The organism is Bacteroidota bacterium (genome assembly GCA_026391695.1).
Classification (GTDB): domain Bacteria; phylum Bacteroidota; class Bacteroidia; order Bacteroidales; family JAGONC01; genus JAPLDP01.
The window spans coordinates 1-24,385 of the sequence record JAPLDP010000074.1 but is presented as its reverse complement, the minus strand read 5'-3'; the positions used below and the strand labels follow the sequence as shown (position 1 = coordinate 24,385).

Annotated in this window: 23 protein-coding genes; 9 read left to right on the top strand and 14 right to left on the bottom strand. The window is 42.8% G+C overall.

The features are described from left to right. Window positions 1-86: 86 nt before the first annotated feature. On the bottom strand, window positions 87-1,574 hold the full coding sequence (locus NT175_10690) for a tetratricopeptide repeat protein (GenBank protein MCX6235165.1): 1,488 nt from the start codon (window positions 1,572-1,574) through the stop codon (window positions 87-89). Window positions 1,575-2,548: 974 nt separating this feature from the next. Here NT175_10690 and NT175_10685 point away from each other — a divergent pair. Continuing rightward, window positions 2,549-4,186 (top strand): IS1634 family transposase, encoded by a 1,638-nt coding sequence (locus NT175_10685; protein ID MCX6235164.1) that lies wholly within the window; start codon window positions 2,549-2,551, stop codon window positions 4,184-4,186. A gap of 242 nt (window positions 4,187-4,428) precedes the next feature. Here the strand turns inward: NT175_10685 and NT175_10680 are convergent, their stop codons facing one another. From NT175_10680 to NT175_10650, 7 genes are all read right to left on the bottom strand, one after another. Next, complete coding sequence (locus NT175_10680) at window positions 4,429-4,677, bottom strand: hypothetical protein (protein MCX6235163.1); 249 nt, start codon at window positions 4,675-4,677, stop codon at window positions 4,429-4,431. Between the two features lies 1 nt (window position 4,678). Further along, window positions 4,679-5,026, bottom strand: a complete 348-nt coding sequence (locus NT175_10675; protein ID MCX6235162.1) for a hypothetical protein — start codon at window positions 5,024-5,026, stop codon at window positions 4,679-4,681. A 52-nt stretch (window positions 5,027-5,078) separates the two neighbouring features. Next, window positions 5,079-5,720: a hypothetical protein gene (locus NT175_10670; GenBank protein MCX6235161.1), complete on the bottom strand. Its 642-nt coding sequence runs from the start codon at window positions 5,718-5,720 to the stop codon at window positions 5,079-5,081. After that, window positions 5,720-6,652, bottom strand: coding sequence for a hypothetical protein (locus NT175_10665; GenBank protein ID MCX6235160.1), 933 nt, complete (start codon window positions 6,650-6,652; stop codon window positions 5,720-5,722). Before NT175_10665 ends, NT175_10670 begins: the two co-directional genes overlap by 1 nt. Before the next feature lie 167 nt (window positions 6,653-6,819). Next, entirely contained in the window at window positions 6,820-7,224 is a 405-nt protein-coding gene (locus NT175_10660; protein MCX6235159.1) for a hypothetical protein, read from the bottom strand. 87 nt (window positions 7,225-7,311) lie between these two features. Further along, on the bottom strand, window positions 7,312-8,388 hold the full coding sequence (locus tag NT175_10655) for a hypothetical protein (GenBank protein ID MCX6235158.1): 1,077 nt from the start codon (window positions 8,386-8,388) through the stop codon (window positions 7,312-7,314). A gap of 412 nt (window positions 8,389-8,800) precedes the next feature. Next, complete coding sequence (locus NT175_10650) at window positions 8,801-9,757, bottom strand: T9SS type A sorting domain-containing protein (protein MCX6235157.1); 957 nt, start codon at window positions 9,755-9,757, stop codon at window positions 8,801-8,803. Between the two features lie 541 nt (window positions 9,758-10,298). On the opposite strand from NT175_10650, the gene NT175_10645 reads away from it, so the two are divergent. After that, a complete protein-coding gene (locus NT175_10645; protein MCX6235156.1) occupies window positions 10,299-11,171 on the top strand; it encodes an SPOR domain-containing protein in 873 nt (290 codons plus the stop codon). Between the two features lie 261 nt (window positions 11,172-11,432). Beyond that, window positions 11,433-13,307 (top strand): DNA topoisomerase IV subunit B, encoded by a 1,875-nt coding sequence (locus tag NT175_10640; GenBank protein MCX6235155.1) that lies wholly within the window; start codon window positions 11,433-11,435, stop codon window positions 13,305-13,307. 65 nt (window positions 13,308-13,372) lie between these two features. Here the strand turns inward: NT175_10640 and NT175_10635 are convergent, their stop codons facing one another. After that, the gene (locus tag NT175_10635) at window positions 13,373-14,893 is read right to left on the bottom strand and encodes an NAD(P)H-hydrate dehydratase (GenBank protein MCX6235154.1); all 1,521 of its coding nucleotides are present in this window, start codon (window positions 14,891-14,893) and stop codon (window positions 13,373-13,375) included. Window positions 14,894-15,082: 189 nt separating this feature from the next. Further along, the gene (locus tag NT175_10630) at window positions 15,083-15,451 is read right to left on the bottom strand and encodes a CCC motif membrane protein (protein MCX6235153.1); all 369 of its coding nucleotides are present in this window, start codon (window positions 15,449-15,451) and stop codon (window positions 15,083-15,085) included. Between the two features lie 27 nt (window positions 15,452-15,478). On the opposite strand from NT175_10630, the gene NT175_10625 reads away from it, so the two are divergent. Continuing rightward, window positions 15,479-15,835 (top strand): hypothetical protein, encoded by a 357-nt coding sequence (locus NT175_10625; protein ID MCX6235152.1) that lies wholly within the window; start codon window positions 15,479-15,481, stop codon window positions 15,833-15,835. Between the two features lie 203 nt (window positions 15,836-16,038). Next, on the top strand, window positions 16,039-17,466 hold the full coding sequence (gene rlmD / locus NT175_10620) for a 23S rRNA (uracil(1939)-C(5))-methyltransferase RlmD (protein ID MCX6235151.1): 1,428 nt from the start codon (window positions 16,039-16,041) through the stop codon (window positions 17,464-17,466). A 137-nt stretch (window positions 17,467-17,603) separates the two neighbouring features. On the opposite strand, the gene NT175_10615 is transcribed toward rlmD, so the two are convergent. Next, a complete protein-coding gene (locus NT175_10615; protein MCX6235150.1) occupies window positions 17,604-18,113 on the bottom strand; it encodes an AAA family ATPase in 510 nt (169 codons plus the stop codon). A gap of 47 nt (window positions 18,114-18,160) precedes the next feature. Here NT175_10615 and NT175_10610 point away from each other — a divergent pair, with 47 nt between their 5' ends. Both NT175_10610 and NT175_10605 read left to right on the top strand, forming a co-directional pair. Next, on the top strand, window positions 18,161-20,155 hold the full coding sequence (locus NT175_10610; protein ID MCX6235149.1) for a RecQ family ATP-dependent DNA helicase: 1,995 nt from the start codon (window positions 18,161-18,163) through the stop codon (window positions 20,153-20,155). A 9-nt stretch (window positions 20,156-20,164) separates the two neighbouring features. Continuing rightward, window positions 20,165-20,782, top strand: coding sequence for a DNA-3-methyladenine glycosylase (locus NT175_10605; GenBank protein ID MCX6235148.1), 618 nt, complete (start codon window positions 20,165-20,167; stop codon window positions 20,780-20,782). 34 nt (window positions 20,783-20,816) lie between these two features. Here the strand turns inward: NT175_10605 and NT175_10600 are convergent, their stop codons facing one another. From NT175_10600 to NT175_10590, 3 genes are all read right to left on the bottom strand, one after another. Beyond that, window positions 20,817-21,089 (bottom strand): HU family DNA-binding protein, encoded by a 273-nt coding sequence (locus NT175_10600; GenBank protein ID MCX6235147.1) that lies wholly within the window; start codon window positions 21,087-21,089, stop codon window positions 20,817-20,819. Window positions 21,090-21,262: 173 nt separating this feature from the next. Further along, window positions 21,263-22,225, bottom strand: a complete 963-nt coding sequence (gene fmt / locus NT175_10595) for a methionyl-tRNA formyltransferase (GenBank protein MCX6235146.1) — start codon at window positions 22,223-22,225, stop codon at window positions 21,263-21,265. 78 nt (window positions 22,226-22,303) lie between these two features. Next, entirely contained in the window at window positions 22,304-22,996 is a 693-nt protein-coding gene (locus NT175_10590) for a tetratricopeptide repeat protein (protein ID MCX6235145.1), read from the bottom strand. A gap of 184 nt (window positions 22,997-23,180) precedes the next feature. Here NT175_10590 and NT175_10585 point away from each other — a divergent pair, with 184 nt between their 5' ends. Together NT175_10585 and NT175_10580 are read left to right on the top strand one after the other, a co-directional pair. Continuing rightward, window positions 23,181-23,453, top strand: coding sequence for an HU family DNA-binding protein (locus NT175_10585; protein MCX6235144.1), 273 nt, complete (start codon window positions 23,181-23,183; stop codon window positions 23,451-23,453). A gap of 88 nt (window positions 23,454-23,541) precedes the next feature. After that, the gene (locus tag NT175_10580; protein ID MCX6235143.1) at window positions 23,542-24,240 is read left to right on the top strand and encodes an RNA methyltransferase; all 699 of its coding nucleotides are present in this window, start codon (window positions 23,542-23,544) and stop codon (window positions 24,238-24,240) included. The last annotated feature ends 145 nt before the right edge of the window (window positions 24,241-24,385 follow it).

Here is a 24,385-nt window from a genome sequence, read left to right as displayed (position 1 = left end):
TTAGTTAATAATACATCTATTTATCCTTGCAGCAGGATGCTACGATTATTATCAAATCGGGAATTCCCGAAGCTGGAATTCAGAAATTACATGGCTGCCAGTTTGTTCTTTACTTCATTTCTGATCAGTGCATTACCAATGTCGTTAAAGTTATAATCTGAAATGTCTTTAAATAGTGCATTGGCTTTGTCTTTATTGCCGGCAGCTTCATTGGCCATCGCCAGCCAGTATTTATGATAGATCCACGTTTGCTGAGTTTTTTCAAAATGGGTGATGGCTGCTGAATAATCCTTTTGTTTCATGCTGATATATCCCATTGCAAATTCATACCCGGACAGCTTGGTAGGATCCTTTACAGGTTCCAGAGTGGTTTGTATTTCTTCTGCTTTGGCTTTAGCCTCATCAATATTTCCTTCCATAGCTGCTGACATGGCTTGCCAGCCGAGCGTGGATGCTTTTCCTAAAAGTTTTGCTTCCTGTGTTCCCACATCATTAAAAAGTTGAGTGTACAGGGGATCTAGCATAGCAATTAATTCTTTAAGTTTTAGTGCATCCCCATAATGAAAGGCGATGTGAGCACAATCTTCCAGCCACATCTCCTTCGTAAGAGTGATATTGCTCTGTGCTTCACCTGATGAATCCACTTTTGCCAATTGGTCAAGTAACCATTGCATTGCTGCCTGATAATTCCCACCATACAAATAAGAATATGCAATGTATTGGACTGAACTTGTTTTTGTTCTGTCATTTTTCCCTCCATCAATATAATTTTGCCTGGCTTCATCCAGATTTCCCAAAAATGTATTGGCATGACCTTTTTTATAATATGGTTCTGAAGCGTTGGGATCCAGCTCAATGGCTTTTGAATAGGTATCCCTTGCTTTTTCAAGGTTATTTTGTGCCCTGTAACAATCACCTAAAACAATTTCTGCACCCTGACTGGAAGGAGCCAGTTTTAGAACTTCTAAAGCATTCTCTTCTGCTTTTTTGAAATCTTTGGGATCGTTTTCAAGATATGAATATGTTAATGCATGATAACCGCCAACCCATTTTGAATTTAACTCTATCGCTTTCTGAAAACACTCCCTTGCTTTGGTTTCGTCATTTCCATTCATATAGGTATATCCAAGTTCAACCTGGGCTCTTGCAGCATCGGGATACATGTTTACCATTTTTTGAGTAATTTCAAGACGTTTGTTCCAATCACTACTCAAAAAAGTGGAGTAGTAATCATAATACAATTTCTCCCAATCACTGGCGCCTTCAAGATTGGTTTTTGCTTTATCCAGATCATTCACAAATTCCTGGGGAGATAAATCGGATTCGGCTTTGAAAATGTAAGCAATAGCTAATTTCGGGTCCTGTTCAATGGCTTTGATGAAAAAGGTTCTTGCTTTTTGAGTATCATACACATCAAACAAAGCTAATCCTTGCCGGAAAGAAGCCAAGGCTTCCTGTGATGAAGTGGTGACCGGGATGTCGGTGACCTTTTCTTTTTTATTCTGCTTACAGCTGACAAGTGTCAAGAAGAGCGCCAGCCCCATGAACAGAAAACAGACTTTTGAGTTTTTCATAGCGACATTTTTTTAATGGTTAATTAATAAGAAATTATTATACATCACATCAATACATAATCGGAGCAATATCTGTATGATTTGAACTGATGCTGATAAAGGACTCTGAAATATAAAGAAGAACTATTCGTTATCGGTCATGACCATCCCGATCTTAATACTAGGCCAGATAGTTAACAGCAGAGACGTAAGGAAAAGGCATGTTTGCAGGTGAGGAATTGTTATTCAGCTGCATTTGTGTAAATTCTATGTCTTTGTTGTAAGTTAAAAAGCTTCTGGTACATCTTTATCGATAGTCATGTAATTTAAATTCAATGTATAAAGATAATCCAATTCGGTCAGAATTAAAAGTAATAAGTGGTTTTTTTTACCTTCCTCAGGATGCTTTTATTACTTTAAAGCATATGCAGTTTTGTTGCACCATTGATCTATAGCCAAATCTAAATAGAAAAGAATTAATGGTTGAGTGAATTACTATGATGGGATGAAATCTGTTTTTATAATAAACATCCTATCCCATCGACATATCACTATCCCACTTTATCCTCGAGGGCTTCGCTCCCATATTTATACCTTCGATAAATGACTCCACACAGGGCTTAATATCCATGTGATACCCTCCTTCCAGGACAGCAAAAATGTATTTGAAATCTTAATCCGTATACCCCTTCCTCCTCACTGTTCATATTATTATTCAGGAATTTTTGATTAAACAGGACTTTCATGATTATCTGATTCTGTTATAAAATAAAAGTGATTAATGATTTATCAAATTTCTAAAAAATCCGACTTATTATTTTTACTTTTCTTTTACAGTTAACGCACAAATAATAAGTGCATATGATTGATAATTAATATTATACAAAGAAGGATTTTGAAATTTTGGTAAAAATGTGGTGCCAAATAAAAATGCTTTAAGTATTGACTTTATTGTTTTAATGAATTAATTTTGGGGTGTCATAAAATTACACCTTATGTTCATTCGTGTCAAAAAGGCCGGTAACTATCACTACCTGCAAGTAGTTGAAAATTATCGTGAAGGATACAAAACCAAACAAAGGGTCATAGGTACCTTGGGCAGGATCGATGATCTTCAAAATAGTAAAGGACTGGAAAGCCTTTTGCGTTCGTTGACAAAATATACCTCAGAGACCATGATAGTTCTTTCACAAAGGGAAGAAGTTGAGGGATATGCTTATAAGGTTGGACCCGGGATAGTTTTTAACCGGCTATGGCAAGAGACAGGAATCCAAAAGGTACTGAGGGAATTGCTTAAGGGAAGGAAATTCGAGTTTGATGTTGAGAGGGAGATATTTTTAACGGTATTGCATCGATTATTTGTTAGCGGGTCAGACCGTTATTGCGATAGCTGGCGAAAGAGTTACCAGATAGAAGGCACCGGAGATTTGGCTTTACATCATAGTTACCGGGCCATGGCCTTTTTAGGAGAGGAGATAGAGGAACAGCAGCGTGGTAAGATAAAGACACAACGCACCATCAAAGATGTGATAGAAGAGAGGTTGTTTAATGAACACAGGGATATGTTTACAGGGCTGGAAATGGTGTTTTTTGATACGACAAGCATTTACTTTGAGGGAGAAGGAGGAGAAGAGTTAGGGGAATATGGTTATAGCAAGGATCACCGATCGGACAGATATCAGATGATAGTGGGAGTGGTGCTGGATGAAAAGGGCAGTCCGATATGTTGCGAGATGTGGCCGGGAAGTACAGCAGATGTGAATACGTTATTACCCGTTGTTGAGCGCTTGAGAAACAGGTTTGGGATCGTTGATTTTTGTGTGGTTGCCGACCGTGGCATGGTGAGCGAAGAAACGATCGGTGCTTTGGAGAAGAAAAACATCCCATACATCCTGGGGGCCAGGATGAGGCGGGTCAAGGAGATTGGGGAGCAAGTGTTGACACGGGCAGGCATATACCGGGAGGTGTTTCGGGAAAGCACCTCATCCCAAAAGCCATCTCCATTAAAAGTAAAGGATGTCCGGGTCTATGGCGGCAAGCGTTATATTCTCTGTTACAATGAAAAGCAGGCGTTTAAGGATGCTGCTGACCGGCAAGTGATCATTGAAACGCTACAGGATAAAATTAAAAATAATCCCAAGTCATTAATACAAAACAAAGGGTATCAGAAATATCTCAAAATCAAACGCGGTGCAGTAGTGATTGCTGAGGAAAAAATCCGGAAAGAATGTCGTTATGATGGCAAGTGGGTATTGCGTACCAACACACCCATGAAGGCTGAGCAAGTGGCGTTAAGGTATAAAGAGCTATGGCAGGTGGAACAGGCCTTCAGAGATGTAAAATCAGTTTTAGAGACACGACCGGTCTATCATCGTTGTGATGATACGATAAGAGGTCATGTGTTTTGCAGTTTTCTGGCACTGGTTTTGAAAAAAGAGCTGGATAGAAAACTGGAGATCAACGGTTATACATTTGAATGGAATGACATCAAAGAAGATCTTAAAGCCCTGCAGGAGGTTACTATTAAGAAAAAAGACAAGACCCTTGTTATTCGCACTCAAAGTCGTGGTGTATGCGGAAAAATATTTCAGGCTGTGGGCGTAGCAATGCCTCCAACAATAAGAATAGAATGAAATTATATATACATAAGCTATATTTGTGGTGCCAAAAGAAATTTTGAAGCTCTTATTTTGTTACTAATGAATGATATACAAAATTCAACTGTTAAAGATGAGCAAAAGGCTATGTGTCGTCCTTACAGGGCTATTGAATGGCGCCCTGGCGGGGCTGAGAGGGGATGGGATGATTTGAGGATTAGTCGATTTGAAGACTTGGCGATTGGGCGATTGGACGATTGGACGATTGAGCGATTGGGTTATTGCAGCTTTTTTAGCAGAATAAGCAGGGAGTCATTCTGGGATTTAAGAGTTGTATTATGCTTTTTCGTTTCGTCAAGCTCTTTTTTGATCTTGTTCAGCTCTTTTCGCGATGCAGCAATGTTTATTGAGGCATACACCATGAAGATCATGGCTGCAAGCACGGGAATGACGGCTAAAAGAAAAGCACGTTTTTTAGCCCGTCGTTCCTGTTGTTCAATTTTTTGTAAAAGCTCTTCTGTTTGCATGCTAAATGATTTTTTCGATGGATTTCCATATAAGTTCTTCTACTTTCTGCTTTTCGGCATCGGTCATCGTATCGATGTTCAGGCAGAAATACTCGTACGTCTTGATCCGTTCATTACGGATGATGATCTGATTGACCGGAAAAGCGCTGATCGTGGAAATAAATCCGCCTCCGATGCCTATGATCAGCTTAATGGTGTCATCTCCGGCGGGATGTCCAATGACAAATACGGATACTATGATTAAGCTGAGTCCAATGCAAACCACTGCCAAAGCGAAGAGTGTCTGGTAGCGGATGGCGGTTTTCTGGTTGCGTATGAGTGTGTTGAGTATGTCGGTGTTTATCGCCAAGGAAATGTTTTAGGATTTACCTGCAAGTTAATTAAAATTAATTTATCATCTCTCATTTCATATCACCTAAAAAGACTCCCCACACACTCAGTGTATCATCACCGAATATCTTGTCGACTTTCGTTACGAAGACATCTATCCTCGTTCTTACGGAGTTGGTGGTCAGCGTATCATGCAGGGAGTAACCGGTAAATTTCTGAGAAAAGCTCAGCCTTCCTGAGAAGGTGCCTGTATTGATTCTCTGAAGGGGTTCCTGAACCTCTACTGAATCGAAAATGAACCGTGCGGATGCATAAGGAGTTCTGAGTCCATCAGCCAGGAGTTCCTTCACTGTCAGTTTTTTTTCTTTTCTGCCTTGCTCCAGGATAAAACGCAGGCGAACATTTTCAGAAATGAACATCTTCTTTATCATATCGCCGGCCTTTTCTTTGAATGAATTATCGAGCGTTGTGTCAGCCATCATTTGCATATAATCAGCAAAGTCTGAAAGCTTTTGCCTGGCAGTTGCCTCAAGTGCATATAATGATCCTTCGGAAAGATAATCGGCTTCAAATTCATCCCTGATGCTATCCCTTACTGCAATTACTTTGTCCTGCTCCATCTTCTCATTTTCCTGAACATTATCGTCACAGGCCTTTGAACACAAAAGCAAATAAGCAAGGGCAAGGGCAAAAACGATTAAAAATCTTCTCATTATAAGTTCTCATTAATCCTGAACCGGAGAACCATTATTTTATCTCCATTATATTTCGTATCAAGTATTTCAATTTGCTTCAGGCTGCCCGATGGAATAGTCAGTTTGTCTATAAACTCCCATTTATTATATAATTCCATGCCAATGGCCTTTTTTTCGTTATAAACCTGGTATATCATTGCTCTGTCATCAATTATTTTATCGAGGCGTGTCCTTCTGTTTTGCCAGTCCTCAACCTTCATCGATGAAAAGTAATGAATAATAAGGGCGTAGTCATTGGCATGAAGACTAACCATTTCATTACGGTTAAATTTATTCAGAAAACGTGAAATGGTATCGGTTTTATAATAAGGTGCTTTTACCACCATTTTGACATAACTCTTACCGGTTTTAAGAACAAAACACTCATTCGGCTTGCATAAAGAATTCAATGGGGATTCACCCTCCAGCAACAGACTGACTTCTATTATGGTGTTTGCAATAGGTTCTCTGGTATCTGCATCATAGAAACAAAATTTATACTCGCGTGTGCTGAAGAGTTTAAATAAACCATAAAAGGCGCACAAGAAAACCAATACCAGAATCGGAACGATGATAAAATAGCGGTTCGCTTTTTTTAACGGCGTATGTATATAGGTCTGTTCACTGTTGTTATAAATAAAATCATCCCAATTTGCATACCCGGCATATTTGCTAAGTATATTTAAAACATCAATCCGTGGCAGTGACCGGTGTTCTGATTTGATATGCGTATAAAACCACTTCTCGCTGATGTTTGCATTCACCTTTCTCAGCAGGTCTTCCTGGAAGTCTACAATTTCCTGTCCTTTCCATTCAGAAATGGACGGATTGATCCCCGGATTTGATTGCTGCATGGTAGCCACGATCTTTTTTTTCAGCAATTCGAAGTAGGTATTGTCCTCGCTGCGCAATTTTGATTAAATATTTAGGTAGTATCAAAATTACGCTATGAGAGTTTCAATCACAAATAAATGAGCAATTAATTGAGTAGAATGCAAATCCTGAAGGTTTAAAGAATGGTACTTATACTGATTCAGGATAAGAATGGAGTCCGCAAGAACCGGGACATCCAGCCTGATCACCTCATAACAAAAGGAACGACAGTCGCGATGAGCCCTGTGCAAACCACCACCAGTATAAAAAGGTTATATCTTACACTATAATTGCTCAGAAGTGATTTGTCGTAATATTTGTCAACATTCTGGTCTTTATACATGGATATCAATCCCGACAACAACTTTGTACGGGTCTGTTTCCCTTTAATCAGACCAAAAATGGCCACAATATTCACCAGTAAAATCATTGCAACAAAAATGAACATGACGGCCAGCATGGTATTATCACTCCGTGATTTTTCAACCATGGCGGAATTGATCGCCAGCGTTATCAGGTTTAGAAATATCGAGGACAGGATAAAGATGATATCCGTCCGGGTGTTCTGCTGTAATTCAGATGTAATATGATTATGAATTTGTTCTAACATAACTCTTCCTCCTTATAGTTGGTTTTCAAATTTTCTATTAAGATAATCAATTTATCGCATGTATTGAATTATCATGATACGTTTATTTTAAAACGGTCTGAAAAAAGATACAAAATGGTTATTGGCCTTATCGGGCGGATCGAACAGAAAGGGGGAGGGCACACCGAAAGCCCTGGAGAAATAGGGATCAAGCGATTGAGCCTGTTCCATAAGCTTTTCACCTTCGGCCTTATTTCCGCTAAACATTTTGATTCTTGCCAAACAACCTATGGCATATGCATGCAATGGAACTACAGGTGCAGGTGTGCTGCTGATGTATTTTTCAAAATACTGTGTCGATAAGGGTAATTCCACAGCGGCCAGGTCTTTGTTTCCCATGACCTTCATCATATGGTACCGTGCAAGATCGAGCAGGAGGATGTTCTTCGAAGGATCCAGCGCTATAGCCTCATTCATATATTTTTCCGCCTGATCAGGATCGTCCTTGTATAAACAGGCTTTGTCCAGCTCCGCCAGGATGTCAGCATCCTTTTTGTGTCCGGCAAGATAATCCTGCCAGTACTTCACTGGATCAGTATCTTCAGAAGACAATACCAGCCTTGCCTTAGCACCGTAATAAGCATTCATTTTCTCCAGTTTGCCGGCATACATCGCTGCTTTAATGCTATCGCCTCCTATATCTTTAGGAAGCATACCATATATTTCTACAAGATATAACATGGCCTCTTTATGATCAGGGTTTAACTTCAATACTTTCTCGAACTCCTGACAGGTTTCGGATATGTAATCTTTTGTTTTTTCGGATTCACTTTCCAGGGCCATATAAGCCCTGAAGAAAGTAGTAATCGCTTTAAAATAAGCATAAGTAACATTTCGGGGGCTAAACCCTACCGCTTTATTGATGGGTGAGAGAATATTTTCAATTGATACATCGCTCCCTCCGGTCAGCATGTACATCTTAATCCTGGCCAATTCATAATAGGCCATTGCGTTGGTAGAATCCCTTTTAAGAACATTGTCGAGGATGGTTTTAGCCTGGTCTACCTGGCCGCTCATCCGTGTTTCGAATGCGTTCTGCACCTCTTTGTCGGCAGAACCGTTCTTATTCATGCAAAACTCCGACTGGAGCATGAATATAATAAGTAAGAAGATAAGTTTTTTCATGATTTTCAAATTAAATGATTTGGTTAGATGATTTGAATGCGAAATTAAGGCACCGGCATCTGCTGGGTTTGAAATCGGCTTGTAAATCTTTTGTAATGTGTTTTACAACTTTCTAATCCTATTGTGCTTTACTCCCGACAAGTCTTGCCTATGTGGTGATTTGAAACAGAGGAAAGTGCTTCAACGCCCTAAAAACCAATTTTATGTTTGCTGGCAGGCTTGATAACCAATCACTCGATCACAATAATTTTTTCTGATAAAACTGCTGATTGTGTATTCAGGACGAACAAATAAAGTCCGGGATTTATAGGTTTATCTTCACTATCTGTAATGCACCAATGATGATGATGAGCGCCCCTGTCATGAAGCCGTACATTACAGGTATTGTAGGGGACATAAATTTCACAATGATCTAATGCTGAATGATTACTTTCTCATGAAATTGGTTTGTTCTTGTGCTTACTTCTAAAATATAACATCCGTTGATTAGCCGGGTGATATCAATCACAGCTATCTTGTCACCTGAGGTAACCTGTGATATCAATTTTTTTCCTGAAAGTGTACTTAATCTGATCAGGCATGTTTCTTTATCCCTCATGTCACTAAACCCGACATGCAGAATGTCAGAGGCAGGATTGGGAAACACATTTAGGGAGTGGGGGGCGTCTGATTCACTGATGCCATACACCTGACTTGTCAGGTTTTGAAAGTGTTGTCGGATGGTGGCTGTATCAAGCACATAATTGTATAGTTTCAGCATAGCTACAGTGCCGGACGAAGCCTCATCAGGTACAACGAGATCGTCATGAAAGAAATTCAGCACCTGTTCATTATCGAGTATGGCATCAGAATATTCATCAGTGAATTGAATCTGGTTCAGTCCGTCTGTGTATAAAATAACCTCCTGTGACACTGAATCGCGTGTTACCACATAATAGGTGTATTCTCCCGGTAAAACAGGAGCCTCCTCGCTGTATATATAAGGATAAAAGTTCAACTGGCCATAGTAAACATATGCCCCGTTATCGGTTTTCCTGTTTTTCCAGTCTACCACCCGTTTCCAGCTGGTAAGCTCGTCAAAAAGAAAATAAAGTTCAATGGTATAGGATTTACCCAGGAATCCGTCAGCCTGTGTATTGTTGAACTGTAACCCACAATTTATATCAAACCTGTAAACCCATTTTGTAGAGCTGCCGATTTCATTCAGGGTATCTTCAACAAAGATCCCCTCTGTGCCCAGTATAGTCAGTGCAGGACCCAATCCATTGGTTTCATTGAGTGAGTTGTTAAATTCATAGGACAAAACAACCTGTCCGCTCGTAAGCCAGCACGACATAGAGAAGCTGATTAACAGTAATAAATGTCTCATAAGTCTTAATTTTTAAAGATTAAATCAGTAGTTTGTAGGTGATGAAATGGATGTCCGTAAAAGGTTTAACGATACAGTTCCAGAATCTGGAATGAATTGCAATAAACCATAATGATGCACTGTAAATTTCACATTCCTCAGTTAACAGTTTTAATTGTCAGAAACCTGACAACCAACAAAATTACAAAAACATCCCTGATGCATAATAATGGAAAAAAATGCATTATGAGCTACTTAATACCGCTCTTTCAGGGCTCTGATTTTTTTGTTCGGTGCATTTTTTATTGACTGGCGCCTCTTACGGGGCTGTGAGAAAAATTAGATAATTTGAAAATTAGTCAATTAGTCAATTTAGGATTTGTCGATTTGCTAGCAAAAGTAGACGATTCGCAATAAGCTCTTCTGTCAGGTGTTGTTCGACTTCGAAAATTATTTCGCCTTCTACTTGGCCTTACACTTCAACTTCTACTTCGAATGTTCGATATTGGATACTCAATTTTACGATATTTACTATATTTGTTACTCATGAATATCCGGAAAAATGTCTGCAAGGGTATTGCTGATAATCATTTTGTCTGTTAATTTTAGTCTGACCATGCCGGCTCAGTCTCCTGCTGCTTTTATGCCTGCCGACTTTTGCATCACAATCGCAGAGGACTCGCTGATAAAAATGATCAACAACTACAGGCAGTCGAACGGACTTGGGGCATTGCAGCCGTCGAAATCGCTGTGTTATGTTGCTCATGTCCATGCGCGTGATCTTTTCCACAATAAGCCGTGCAAAGTGCCCTGTGGGTTTCATAGCTGGTCAGATCAGGGCCGGTGGACAGCCTGCTGTTACAGTGATAAGGACCCACGGTATGCCTGCATGTGGAATAAACCAAAGGAACTCACCGGATATAAAGGGAAAGGATATGAGCTGGCATACTGGGAGAAGGATGTCACTGGTCCTTCAGAACCATTTACCATGTGGATCTCACACGACATTTCGTCCGACATGCTCTTGAACTGGGGCAGTTGGAAAGCCAGGTACTGGAAAGTCATCGGCGTGGCGGTATACAAGGACTATGTATTGGTGTGGTTTGGCGAGGAAAATGATAATGCTGGTGTTCCTGTGGTTTGCGGGGCAGAGGGTAGCGGGTCGGCGGGTACCGGGTCTACGGGTGCCGGGTCTACCGGTACCGGGTCGGCGGGTAGTTCTTTTTACCTGATTGCCGGCAGCTTTGATACGATGGGAAAAGCCAAAAGCGTTGCCACTCAGTATGTAAGTCAGGGATATACCAGTACGGAAGTGTTAAAAAAAGATAATAAATACCGTGTGGCAGTGGGACATTATACTTCACTGGAAGAGGCAAAAAAAGCTAAAAAAGAGCTGGAGGATAAGCTGCCGGAGCTGTGGATACTACAGAAATAAAATTCCAAATTTCAAGCACCAAATTGAGCGAAGCGAAGCTGAGCGAAATCCCGACAAGGACGGGATTCCAAATAAATTCCAAATTCCAGGTTCCAAATAAATTCCAGTTATTAAATTCCAAACAAACTGGTGTGCCGATTAATCTGAATTATTATCCCTGCAAAAGGATGAGGCTTATTAACAGGGGTTGTTTACAAATTTCCTGCATCCCTTGAATATCAGTCCATCCGAATAGTTACATTTGTAAAAATCTTTGACGGGATGATGAATTATACAGAGGATAATATACGTTCCCTTGACTGGAAGGAGCATATAAGGCTGAGGCCGGGAATGTACATTGGCAAGCTTGGCGACGGCGCATCGCACGACGATGGTATCTATGTCCTCGTCAAGGAGATCATCGATAATTCCGTTGATGAGTACCTGATGGGATTTGGAAAAACCATAGAAGTCACCATCAAGGACAGGCGGGTGATCATCAGGGACTATGGCCGCGGCATACCGCTGGGAAAATTGGTGGAGTGCGTCTCCAAAATCAATACCGGTGCAAAATACGACTCCAGGGTCTTTAAAAAAGCCGTGGGGCTCAATGGCGTCGGGTCAAAGGTCGTCAATGCCCTGTCATCCAGCTTCAGAATTCAATCGATACGCGATGGGGCTGCTAAAATAGCGGAGTTTGAAAGGGGAGAGCTTATAAAAGAGGAACTTCTTGAAGAAAAGGAATTGCAGACGGGTTCCATCGTCACCTTCGTGCCTGATGAAAAACTTTTCGGCAGCTTCCATTATATCCATGAATATCTCGAACAGCTTCTGTGGAATTATGTCTTCCTGAACAACGGGCTGACTATCATTTTTAATGGCCAGAAGTTCCAGGCTAAAAATGGCCTGCTTGACTTGCTGAACCGGATTATTAACGGTAATGCCATACTTTACCCAATCATTCATATTAAAGAGGATGACATGGAATTTGCTTTTAGCCATAGCGCCAAGCTCTATGGCGAGGAGTACCATTCGTTCGTCAACGGGCAGTTTACCCCGCAGGGTGGTACGCATCTGGCTGCCTTCCGCGAAGCAATTGTCAAGACCATACGTGAATATTACAAAAAGGATTTCGACACCGATGATATACGTTCATGTATTTTTGCTGCACTGAGTATTAAAGTGCAGGAGCCGGTGTTTGAGTCGCAGACCAAGACAAAGCTGGGCTCGCAGTGCATCGAACCCAATGGCCAGAGCATCCGGAATTATATCCACGACATTGTCAAGCGGAATCTCGATAAGTACCTTCATATCAACCCCGACACTGCCGAAGCCTTGTACCGCAAGATATTGCAGTCGGAGAAAGAACGCAAGGAGATTGCCGACATCAAGAAACTGGCGAAGGAGAGCGTCAAAAAGGCCAGCCTGCACAATAAAAAGCTGCGTGACTGCCGGATTCATTATACCGATGATGATGAGCGCCGGCTTGAAACTACACTGTTCATCACAGAGGGCGACTCGGCGAGCGGCTCCATCACCAAATCGCGCGATGTCAACACCCAGGCTGTGTTCAGCCTGAAAGGCAAGCCACTGAACTGCTATGGCCTGAGCAAAAAGATCGTCTACCAGAATGAGGAATTCAACCTGCTGCAGACCGCCCTGAATATAGAAGAGGGCTTCGATAACCTGAGGTACAATAATATCGTCATCGCCACCGATGCCGACGTGGATGGCATGCACATACGGCTTCTGATGTTGACCTTTTTTCTGCAGTTTTATCCCGACCTTGTACGTTCCGGGCATGTATATATCCTTCAAACCCCGCTTTTCAGGGTGCGCAATAAGAAAGAGACCTATTATTGTTATTCCCCACAGGAGAAAGCCGATGCTATCAATAAACTGGGAATCTCACCGGAGATCACACGTTTTAAAGGCCTTGGCGAGATATCGCCCGATGAGTTCAAGCATTTCATCGGCCCTTCCATGCGGCTGGACCCTGTCATCCTTCATAAATCCATGTTGATCAATGATGTCCTGGAGTTTTATATGGGGAGAAACACCCCAGAACGACAGAATTTCATCATCGACAACCTGCGGGTTGAGGAAGAAGTGGTCGAAAAAGCCATGGATGTTTTGGATATGGGTGAAGTGGCATGATTATAGGTCGGCAGGTCTACAGGTCGGCAGACCTGGTACCTGAGAACCTGAAGACCTGAGAACCATCAATCCTTTCCGCTCACCAACTTCCTGTATGCTCTTCCGAGGTTTTCGGTGATATCGGAAGCCATCAGAGCTTCCATGCTTTTTTTCGCAGCTGCCATGTCGCCGGCGAGACCATGGAGGTACACACCCAGTATGGCAGCTTCTTTAGGATGGTAGTTTTGAGCGAGGAGTCCCAGGATAACACCTGTCAGCACATCGCCGCTGCCGCCTGTAGCCATGCCGGCATTGCCTGTGCTGTTGAAGAGACAGAAACCATCGGGGCAGGTGATGGCGGTATGGGCACCTTTCAGAACTACGTAGGCATTGTATTTTATTGAAAATTCCCGTTGCAGGTTGTTACGTTCAAAGTCATTGTCGCTCTTACCCACCAACCGCTCAAATTCCTTTGGATGGGGCGTGAAAATGCAATTCCTTGGAAGAAAGGAGAGCCATGTCTTTTCCTCTCCCAGGATATTAATGGCATCGGCATCGAAAAGAATGGGCATTGTAGTACTTTGAATGAGCAACTTTAAAGCATTCCGGGTTTCCTTTTCGGTGCCTATGCCCGGTCCAATGCCTATAGCATTATATTTCGACAGGTCGGGCAATCCGGTGAAATGGGTTTCTGAGTTGTCGATGCTTGTCATGGCTTCCGGTACCGCAGTTTGGATGATGGAATACCCATGTGAAGGGACATGGGCGGTGAGCAATCCGGCGCCTGCGCGCAGGCATGCTTTTGATGCCAGCACCGACGCGCCCATCTTGCCATAGCTGCCGGCTATCAGCAATGCATGTCCGAAAAAACCTTTGTGATCAAACTTGGAACGGACTCTAAGGACAGCCAGGCAATCAGCCGGTTCAATGTAATGGTTTTTGGTGTCGACAGTGTCGATGAAATCAGGATGAATACCAATGTCAAGTATTCTCCACAGTCCGACATATTTGAAGCTCTCCGGAAAAAAGAATGCCAGCTTCGGAAACTGAAAGGTGAGCGTAAAATCGGCTTCGACAATAGCGCCTTTATTCAGCGTATTGGTCTCATCGCAGAACAATCCTGACGGCACGTCGATAGCGATTACCACTGCATTGTTTTTGTTGAGGTGGTCGATAAGCTCAGCGGCATATCCTTTCACCGGTTTTGACAGGCCGGAGCCGAAGATGGCGTCGATGATCACATCTTCGCCGACGATCTCAGGCAATTCCTCTTCGCCAGTAAGGTCGTACATCCTGACACCGGGCATTTTAAACAGCCGGTCGTAGTTTACCTGGCAGCTGGGCGACATGTTCTGGATGACACGGAGCACGTAAGCTTCAACGGTATAGCCTTTTCCTGCCAGAAGCCTTGCGATAGCCAGCCCGTCGCCACCATTATTGCCCATGCCGCAAAAGACCTTGATGCTGGTGGTCTTTCCCAGCTTTTTGGTCAGCCATTTGACGCAGGCTGTCGCAGCCCTCTCCATCAGGTCAATATCGGCAATGGGCTCGTTTTCGATGGTATAGGCATCACCCTGCCGGATCTTTTCAATCGATAATATCTTCATTATTAGTAGTTTTAACTTTTATACGGCTAATGGAATACTTGAAATCCCAAATCTCAAGCACCAAACACCAAATAAATTCCAAAAACAAAATGCCAAACTCTATTCAATCCAAACCTCAGGTTTTACTTGACCCGTCTTAGGAGGTCACTGGATTACTTTTACATTTCATCATTCTTCTCACAACATCTACTATGTGTTAAACATATCCCATGGCAAAAATGTCATTGCTGTTCCGACGATCAGGAAGACGATGAGGTAGTATATTGTCACCATGGCATTGAGTACCAACCCGATTATCGCACAAATCCTGCCGGCCTTCATGTTATTGAAAGAAGTCTCCGTATATAGCTGCGGATTGGCATCATATAGTGCCCTGCCTTTTGAAGCAAGGACGAGAGCTATGATTCCCATTATCAAGCCAAAGAAGCAGCATACGACGATTGATAATATTCCCAGGACAAGTACTGCTGTTGAATTTGGAACAGGTATCTTGTAGGGAGGAGATGTGAACGGTGGCTGGTTTTGCTGCTGGGAGCCTTGAAATTCCTGGTTTTCCATAAGATGATGTTATTAGAGTGTTAATAAATGAAAAATGTAATTTATTGCCATAACGGAGGCTGTAATAATCACGGAAACTTTTATAATGACAGCGCCGAGTTTGAATCTGAAAAACAAATGAAGTATGAGAAAAACCATGACTATCAGCAACGGGATGAGAGGAGGATAAGTCTTCAGGCTTTCCATGACCTGCCCCCGCAACAGGTGGATGAAAGCAGTCTGCATGCCACACCCGGGACAGGGGACACCCAGGTATTTCTCATACAGACACGGCAGCTTATGTACTTCGAGCCAGTTGACGATGTGGATCATCACAAATTTTATGAATTGGTAAATATAAAATATTTTAAATTCATTTGCAAAATGAGGCTATTATCATTTTAAAAATATTCAAATAATGGAACGCGGATTACACGGAAATTCACGGAGATTCACGGAAATAGAAAAAGGTAACTTCTATCCCTTTATCCGTGACAATCCGTTTAATCCGTTTAATCCGTATTCTATTAAAATGTATTTTTTACAGATGGGCAATTCTTTGCGATCTTTGTACAAAATTCCAGTACGATCCAGTACCAGGCTGAACAATGAACAGGAAAATAAACCGGATTTACGAAAAAGTCGAGATAACTGACGCCGGCTCCGAAGGGAAAGCTGTCGCAAGAATAGATGACCTTGTGGTCTTCGTGCCTTATGCAGCGCCCGGTGATGTAGCTGACATCCGGATCACCAAAGACAAGAGATCCTATCTTGAAGGTAACGCTATCCATTTTCATGTCCTGTCAGATAAACGCATTGAACCGGTATGTGAGCATTTTGGCATTTGTGGCGGCTGTTCCTGGCAGCACATGGCCTATGAACATCAGCTTTATTATAAACAAAAGCAGGTCGTCGATAGCTTCACCAGAATAGGCAAACTGGACGTACCTGAAATATCTCCTATTTTACCATCTGCTGAGACGTTATATTACCGGAATAAACTGGAATTCACTTTTTCGAACAGACGGTGGCTCACAGCACAGGATATGGCAGCAGGTCTGTCGCGTGAAATGAACGCTGCGGGTTTTCATGTGCCCGGCATATACGACAGGGTGCTCGACATTAACAGGTGCTGTCTGCAAAAGAATCCTTCCAATGCCATCAGGTTGGCAGTAAAAGAGTATGCCGGACAAAATAATCTTGATTTCTACGATGTGCGAAACTGGCGGGGATTCCTGCGCAACCTGATCATCCGTACCACCACCGGCGATGACCTTATGACTATCCTCGTTTTCAGGCAGTATGAAGAAAAACGGATCAGAAAATTACTGGAATATTTGTCCACAACAATCCCCGGCATCACCTCGCTGATGTTCGTCATCAATGAGAAAAGAAATGACATCATCTCTGACCTGGAGATCAGGTTATTCAGTGGCCAGCCATATATCATTGAGACTATGCCTGTGCCCGGGAATAAAAACCGCACCATCAGGTTCAGGATTGGCCCGGTGTCATTTTTTCAAACCAATCCCTTGCAGGCTCACCGGCTTTACCATATCATCCACGATTTTGCAGGCCTGTCCGGAAAGGAGTTGGTGTATGACCTTTACACCGGCACAGGCACCATTGCCAACATGCTGTCATTTAACGCCGTAAAAGTCATCGGGTTGGAATATGTGGCATCGGCAGTGGAGGATGCCAGGGATAATGCCATTTTTAATGATATTCATAATACACAGTTTTTTGCAGGTGATATCGCCAAACTACTTGATGAGGATTTTATCAGTGCCAACGGCAAACCTGATGTGATCATCACCGATCCGCCACGTGCAGGTATGCACGAAAAGGTGGTCAGGCAGATATTATCCCTGTCACCCGAAAAAGTCGTGTATATCAGCTGTAATCCTGCCACCCAGGCAAGGGACATCGCATTGATGAAAGATTTATACAGGATTGAAAAGCTCCAGCCCATCGATATGTTCCCTCATACGCATCATGTGGAGAATGTGGCTTTATTGCTCAGGAAAAAGGTGTAGGTGCAGGTTGCAGGTTGCAGGTTGCAGGTTATAGGTTACAGGTTACAGGTCTTGAGGTATCAGGTCTTCAGGTCTAAAGACTCAGATACCGCAAATCTGCCGACTGCCGACTGCCAACTGCCTACTGTCGACCTGCCTTATTTATTAAACGCGCTGATCATTTCAACAAGTTTTCCGATATCCAGCCCTTTTTCCTCCACTGTTATTTTTGCCTGAGCATAAAATAATTGCCGTTCAGCAACCTGATTAAAGATATGCGTTCTTAAGCTTTCGTCAGTTTTATTATAGAGCATTGGCCTGGACTTTCTGGATGTCGAGAGACGATGATAAAGCTCTTCTGCCGGTACTTTTAAATAAACCGTGATACCATGGTCGTTCATCAATTGGATATTGTCATGAAAACATGGTGTTCCGCCACCCACCGACATCACCATATTGTCGTGGTGAAGATTGTCGCGGAGAAGCTTGTGTTCCAGGGTACGGAAAAGCTCTTCGCCATACTTTTTATAAAAAGCGCTGATGCTGATTCTGTATTTTTCTTCGAAGAGATGGTCAATGTCCAGAAATTCAAGATTCATCCTTTCAGCGAGGAGTCTGCCGGTTTGTGTTTTGCCGCTGCCCATGTATCCGATGAAGAAGATACGCATATATTTATTTATGAGAAATCCCGGCAAAATTATTAAAATCACCAGGGATGTTTATAATTTATTCTGCGACACAGAAAGAATTTATTGAATTTCCTGTTATTATTGTAATAGTAAAAGAAAAGAAAAGCTTTACGGTTTTGTCGATACACGATATTCTTCGCAACTATTGGGGATATGCCTCCTTCAGGCCATTACAGGAGGAGATCATAAACTCTGTCCTGGAAGGAAAGGACACCCTGGCTCTTCTGCCGACAGGCGGTGGCAAATCGGTTTGTTTCCAGGTGCCTGCACTGGCTATAGAAGGCATGTGCCTGGTCATTACACCTCTTATCGCACTGATGCGCGACCAGGTTGAAAACCTGCGCAGGAAAGGTATCAAAGCTGCTGCCATTCATTCCGGGATGCACAGCTCCGAAATAGATGTGGTGTTAAACAACTGCATTTACGGCAACATGAAATTTCTTTATTTGTCGCCGGAGCGGATACAATCGGAGGCTTTTCAGGTGAACCTGCACAGGATGAAAGTGACCCTTTTAGCCATCGACGAAGCACATTGCATTTCGCAATGGGGTTATGATTTCCGGCCACCATATCTTAAAATAGCCGTTTTACGCGAGTTCTTTCCTGCTTCACCTGTGCTGGCATTGACGGCAACGGCTACTGTGCCTGTGGTAAAAGACATACAGGACAAGTTGAAATTCCGGACTGAAAATGTTTTTCAAGGCAGTTTTGAAAGGAGTAACCTGGTGTACTTTGTTTTCAAAGAGGAAGATAAATATGGCCGTCTGCTGAAGATCACCAAAAAAGTGAGGGGATCAGGCATCGTATATGTCAGGAATCGCCGTAAGACAAAGGAGATATCCGATCTTTTGAATAAGAACCAGGTGACGGCCGATTTCTACCATGCCGGACTGGATACTTCTGTCCGTGACAAAAAGCAGGATGCCTGGATCGCAGGTAAAAACCGTGTCATCGTCGCCACGAATGCCTTCGGCATGGGCATTGACAAACCTGACGTGCGTTTTGTTGTGCACATGGACATTACTGACAGTATCGAAGCCTATTTCCAGGAAGCCGGCAGGGCAGGCAGAGATGGTAAAAAGTCATATGCTGTACTTCTTTTTAATGAGTCCGACCTCTCTGATGCACGGCATAACCTTTCTTTAACCTATCCGCTGCCCAAGACCATCAAAGCTGTGTATCACGCACTGGGCAATTATTTTCAGTTGCCGGCAGGCAGTGGTAAAGACCAGGTTTTTGAATTTGAACTCAGTGAGTTTTGCCGGAATTATAAGTTTGATGCGGTCACGGTATATAATTCATTAAAATTTCTTGAGAAGGAGGGATATATCCTTCTGAATGAGACGCTAAATGAGCCTTCGAAAGTATATATCAGAGCCGGGAGGGAGGCTCTTTACCAGTATCAGGTGGAGCATGCGCTTCTCGACAACTTTATAAAGACTCTGTTGCGTTCGTACGGTGGGCTTTTCAGCGATTTTGTGAAGATCAGCGAAAGCGAGCTTGCCCGGCGTTCCGGCCAGTCAAAAGAGAATACGGTCCATTACCTGGATGAGATGTACCACGCCGGACTCATATCTTACGTTCATCAAACGACGAAGCCTCAGATCATTTTTACTGATCACCGGCTGGACAGCCTGCATGTTATCATCAGTGATAAAAACTACAATGACAGGAAGAAATCTGCACAGCGAAGGCTTGATGCGGTTATGGGTTATTTGAAGAATATATCACTCTGCCGCAGCCAGCAGCTGATAGCTTATTTTGGTGAAACACAGGGCAGGCCCTGTGGCAGTTGCGATGTATGTATCGGACATCATAAAACCGGGGTTTCAGAAGAGGATTTTGAACAGGTGGTGACCAGGATCAAGCCTCATCTCCTGCGGAGGTTTTGCACCCTTGAGGAGCTGGTCGATGCTTCAGGAGGACTGAAGGAAAATACTGTGCTTGACGTGGTGCGCTGGCTCCTGGATAATGAACAGGTCATAAAAGACCCGGAGAACAGGTACATGTGGCATAAATAAGCTGATACCATGGTTATAGAAAAGGAATTTTACTTACGTGATGATGTGGTTAAGATTGCGCGGCAGGTGCTTGGGAAATATATTTTTACTTTTCGTGATGGACTGTACTGCGGAGGGATCATCACCGAGGCAGAGGCTTACAAAGGCATTCATGACAGAGCGTCGCACGCTTTTAATGGCCGGCGGACGCCACGGACGGAGGTGATGTTTGCCGAAGGTGGCGTAGCTTATGTGTATTTATGTTACGGTGTGCATTCCATGTTCAATATTGTGACCAACAGAAAGGACATACCTGATGCAGTACTGATAAGGGGTATATTCCCGACACATGGCATTAGCCACATGCTGTTGCATGCCGGGAGGGACTGCAAAGCCGGGGAACTTGCCAATGGCCCGGGTAAGGTGACAAAGGCGTTGGGCATTCACTATAGCCAGTCGGGCATCTCCCTCACCGACAATAACCTGTCAGAAGGCATTCATAAAATTTGGCTGGAGGACAGAAAAATTAAGGTTACAAACAGTGATATCCAGGTTACAACGAGAGTGGGGGTACAATATTCCGGTGCGGATGCGCTTCGTCCGTACCGGTTTATATTAAAAAAGAAACCCGTCAGCGATCTGTTTTAAAGATACTGACGGGTTCAAGCCTTCCAGGAGCGGATTACTTTACATGGCCCGATAGTTCGCTACCAGCTTTGAATTTTACAACTTTCTTGGCAGCAATCTTGATTTCTTTACCGGTCTGTGGATTTCTTCCTTTTCTTGCAGCGCGTTTTGCTACAGCAAAAGAACCAAATCCTACTAAGGCAACCCTATCGCCCTTTTTCAGAGCAGTAGAAGTGGCGCCTATGAAAGCATCCAATGCCCTTTTTGCATCAGCTTTGGTTAAGCCTGATCCTGAAGCAATGGCTTCGATTAATTCAGCTTTGTTCATTTTTCAATAGTTTTAAATTAGTACAATTTCTTTGAAGAAGAACGTAACAAAGATAATTGATTTATCTGAGAAATCAATACCTTCAGAGCTGCAACCCCCGAAAATGTTAATAAAACAAGGGTTTTGTTAATAACTCCGGTCTGAAATGCCTGATTATCATAGGAAGGATAACATCAGCTAATCCTCCATTCATCAGTCAGATGGAATCCTTTTAAGAATTCCCCGGTGGTCATTTTTTTTCTGGATGCCACCTGCAACTCACTGATGTAAATGATACCATCTTTCGCTCCCACAGCAAACTGGTTGTTTTTGTCGGTGATGATCTGCCGGTGAGGATGATCATGGGCGGTGGTGATGGCGAATGTTCTGAATATCTTGATAAAAAAATGTTCACCATGGGGTGACACCAGTTCAGTGAATGCGCCGGGTTGGGGGCTGAGGCCCCTGATCAGGTTGCAGATGTGTATGGCAGACATATCCCAGTTAATGCGGCAGTCTTCTTTATGGATTTTTGGCGCTTTTTTTAACATGGCTCCAATGTCTGTCATAGAGGATTGGTCTGTTGAGGTATACACATTCATTTCAACAGCTCTGACGGTTTTAATCACCAGCTCTGCACCGGCAACCTTAAGCTTGTCGTGGAGTTCGCCAAACGTTTCATCAGGGCCAATAGGAATTTTTTCGGAGAAGATGATTCTGCCGGTATCGATTTTATGGTCGAGGAAGAAGGTTGTGACACCTGTTTCGGTTTCCCCGTTGATGATAGCCCAGTTTATGGGTGCCGCACCCCGGTATTGCGGTAAAAGGGATGCATGAAGGTTAAAAGTTCCCAGTGGTGGCATAGCCCATACAGTTTCGGGAAGTATGCGGAAAGCCACGACGATGTTCAGGTCGGCATGATATGACCGCAGGGTTTCAAGGAAATGGGGATCGCTGAGGTTCTCAGGCTGAAGAACAGGTATATGATGCTGCAGGGCAAACTCCTTCACCGGTGATATGGAGATTTTTTGACCGCGGCCGGCAGGTTTATCGGGGACAGTCACTACCGCCACGACCTGATATCCGTTATTCAGCAGCAGATTGGCCGGTTCCACGGCGAATTCCGGCGAACCCATATATATAATCCTAAGCGACATAGCCGATTTTAATTGTCGAAGATAAAAAAAATACCCGGCCGCATGACCAGGTATTTTCAGTTTTTAAAAGAAAAAACCTTATTCTTTGCCCAGAAAGCCTTTTGTTCTGGCAATATACTTATCGATGCTACGGAATTCAAAGCTTTTCCTGAAGTCATTTTTTATCCGCTCATAGAGCTTAAGTGCTTCGGCGTAATTGCCCAGGTGCTCATAGGTTAGTCCGGCTTTCATCAGGAACATGGGTGTCGAAAATTCATTTTTATTATGATCAGCAGCCCTGAGGTAACAATCCAGGGCCTTGTCGGTTTGCCCAATCTCCATGTAAGCATCTCCTGTGGCTCCCAGTGCCATGCACGAAACGACTGCATCCTTACCTTTGAATTTTTCCAGATAGTCAATAGCATTCTCAAATTCGCCCAGGCGGAGGTAGCAAACACCCGCATAGTATTTTGCCAGGTTACCCGAACGCGTCATTCCATAGTCATCAATAATGTTCAGAAAACCCAGGTAGTTACCGTCGCCGTTTAGAGCCAGGTTGATGGAATCTTTCTCAAAATATTTTTCGGCCATAAACATTTGTGATTCAGCCTCTTTTTCCTTTGGTGCAAGGTATAATTTCTTGTATCCGAAGAATATAATAGCAAGCACGACTATGGCACCAACGACAATATAAATGATCTTCTGGTTTTGTTCTATGATAAGCTCTGTCCTGCTTAGCGCCTCTTCTACTTTATGAATGGGTTCTTCAGCCTTTTCCTTCTTTTTAACCATATATCAAAAATTTTTGCAAAAGTAGGTTTTTTTTAGATAAAACACAGCATCCATGATTTTTTATTTGGTACGGTAGTATCAGCCTAATGAAATCATTCGCTTTTTAATTCTTCTTGCTTTTAATAATATAATTACATATTTTTGTTTTGCTTTTAAACAGCAGTATTAATTAATACCAAACACTATGAACAAAGCAGAACTAATCGGAGCAATTGCATCAGAAGCCAAAATTACTAAGGCTAGCGCCAAGAAAGCTCTGGAAGCTTTCGTGAAAGCGACATCTACAGCTTTAAAGAAAGGTGACCGTGTCGCCTTACTGGGCTTTGGAACATTCCATGTGGCCAAACGTGCTGCCCGCACTGGCAGAAACCCCCGGACAGGAAAAACCATCAAGATTCCTGCAAAGAAAGTAGCTCACTTCAGGGCAGGTTCAGAATTAAAGAAGACCGTGAAGTAAACCTGTTACAAAACCATAAAAGAGGCTGGCAATCGACAGCCTCTTTTATGTTACTGAATAAGTTCACATATAGTAAATACCTTTTCTTTTGTACGGGCAGTTCACAGAACTTCAATACAGGAAACTATTTCTTGATTATTTATACGGATTTATTTCCGAAAACAAGAAAGGCAAATTCGAGCACATTATTAAAAACAGGACACGATACCTGACTGTGGTGCTGGAAGATATTTACCAGCCTCATAATGCCAGCGCTGTGCTGCGGACCTGTGATTGTTTCGGAGTTCAGGATGTTCACATCATTGAAAATCAAAATCCTTACAGGATTAACCCCGATGTCACTCTTGGATCGGACAAATGGCTCACCGTTCATAAATATAACAATGCTGAGCATAATACAGAGGAATGTCTTAGCTCCCTCAGGAAAAAAGGTTATATGATCGTGGCCACCTGTCCTCACAAAGACGATTATTCTGTTTATGACCTGCCTCTGGATCAAAAAACAGCATTGGTTTTCGGTACTGAACTTAAAGGTTTGACTGACATAGCCATGGGTTATGCCGACAGTTATGTCAGGATCCCTATGTTTGGTTTCACCGAAAGTTTGAATATCTCTGTTTCAGCCGCATTGTTCCTTCATCATCTGACCGCCAGGCTGCGACAATCCAATGCCGGATGGCAACTCACTGAAGATGAAGAGTCTGAAATAAAACTTCACTGGGCCTCCAGCGCGGTCAGGCATGCCGACCTGCTCGAGAAAGAATTCAGGAAAAACACTCCAGGGTGAATGTTAACCTGAATAATTCATAAATCCAAAATTCGGATAAAAAGCTATACTATTTCCAGGACGAATACAAAAAATTAGGCAAGCTGGGATAATTTGTAAGATATTGATGCAGTTTTTGTTTTGACAAAATTCATTGTTCAGGTGA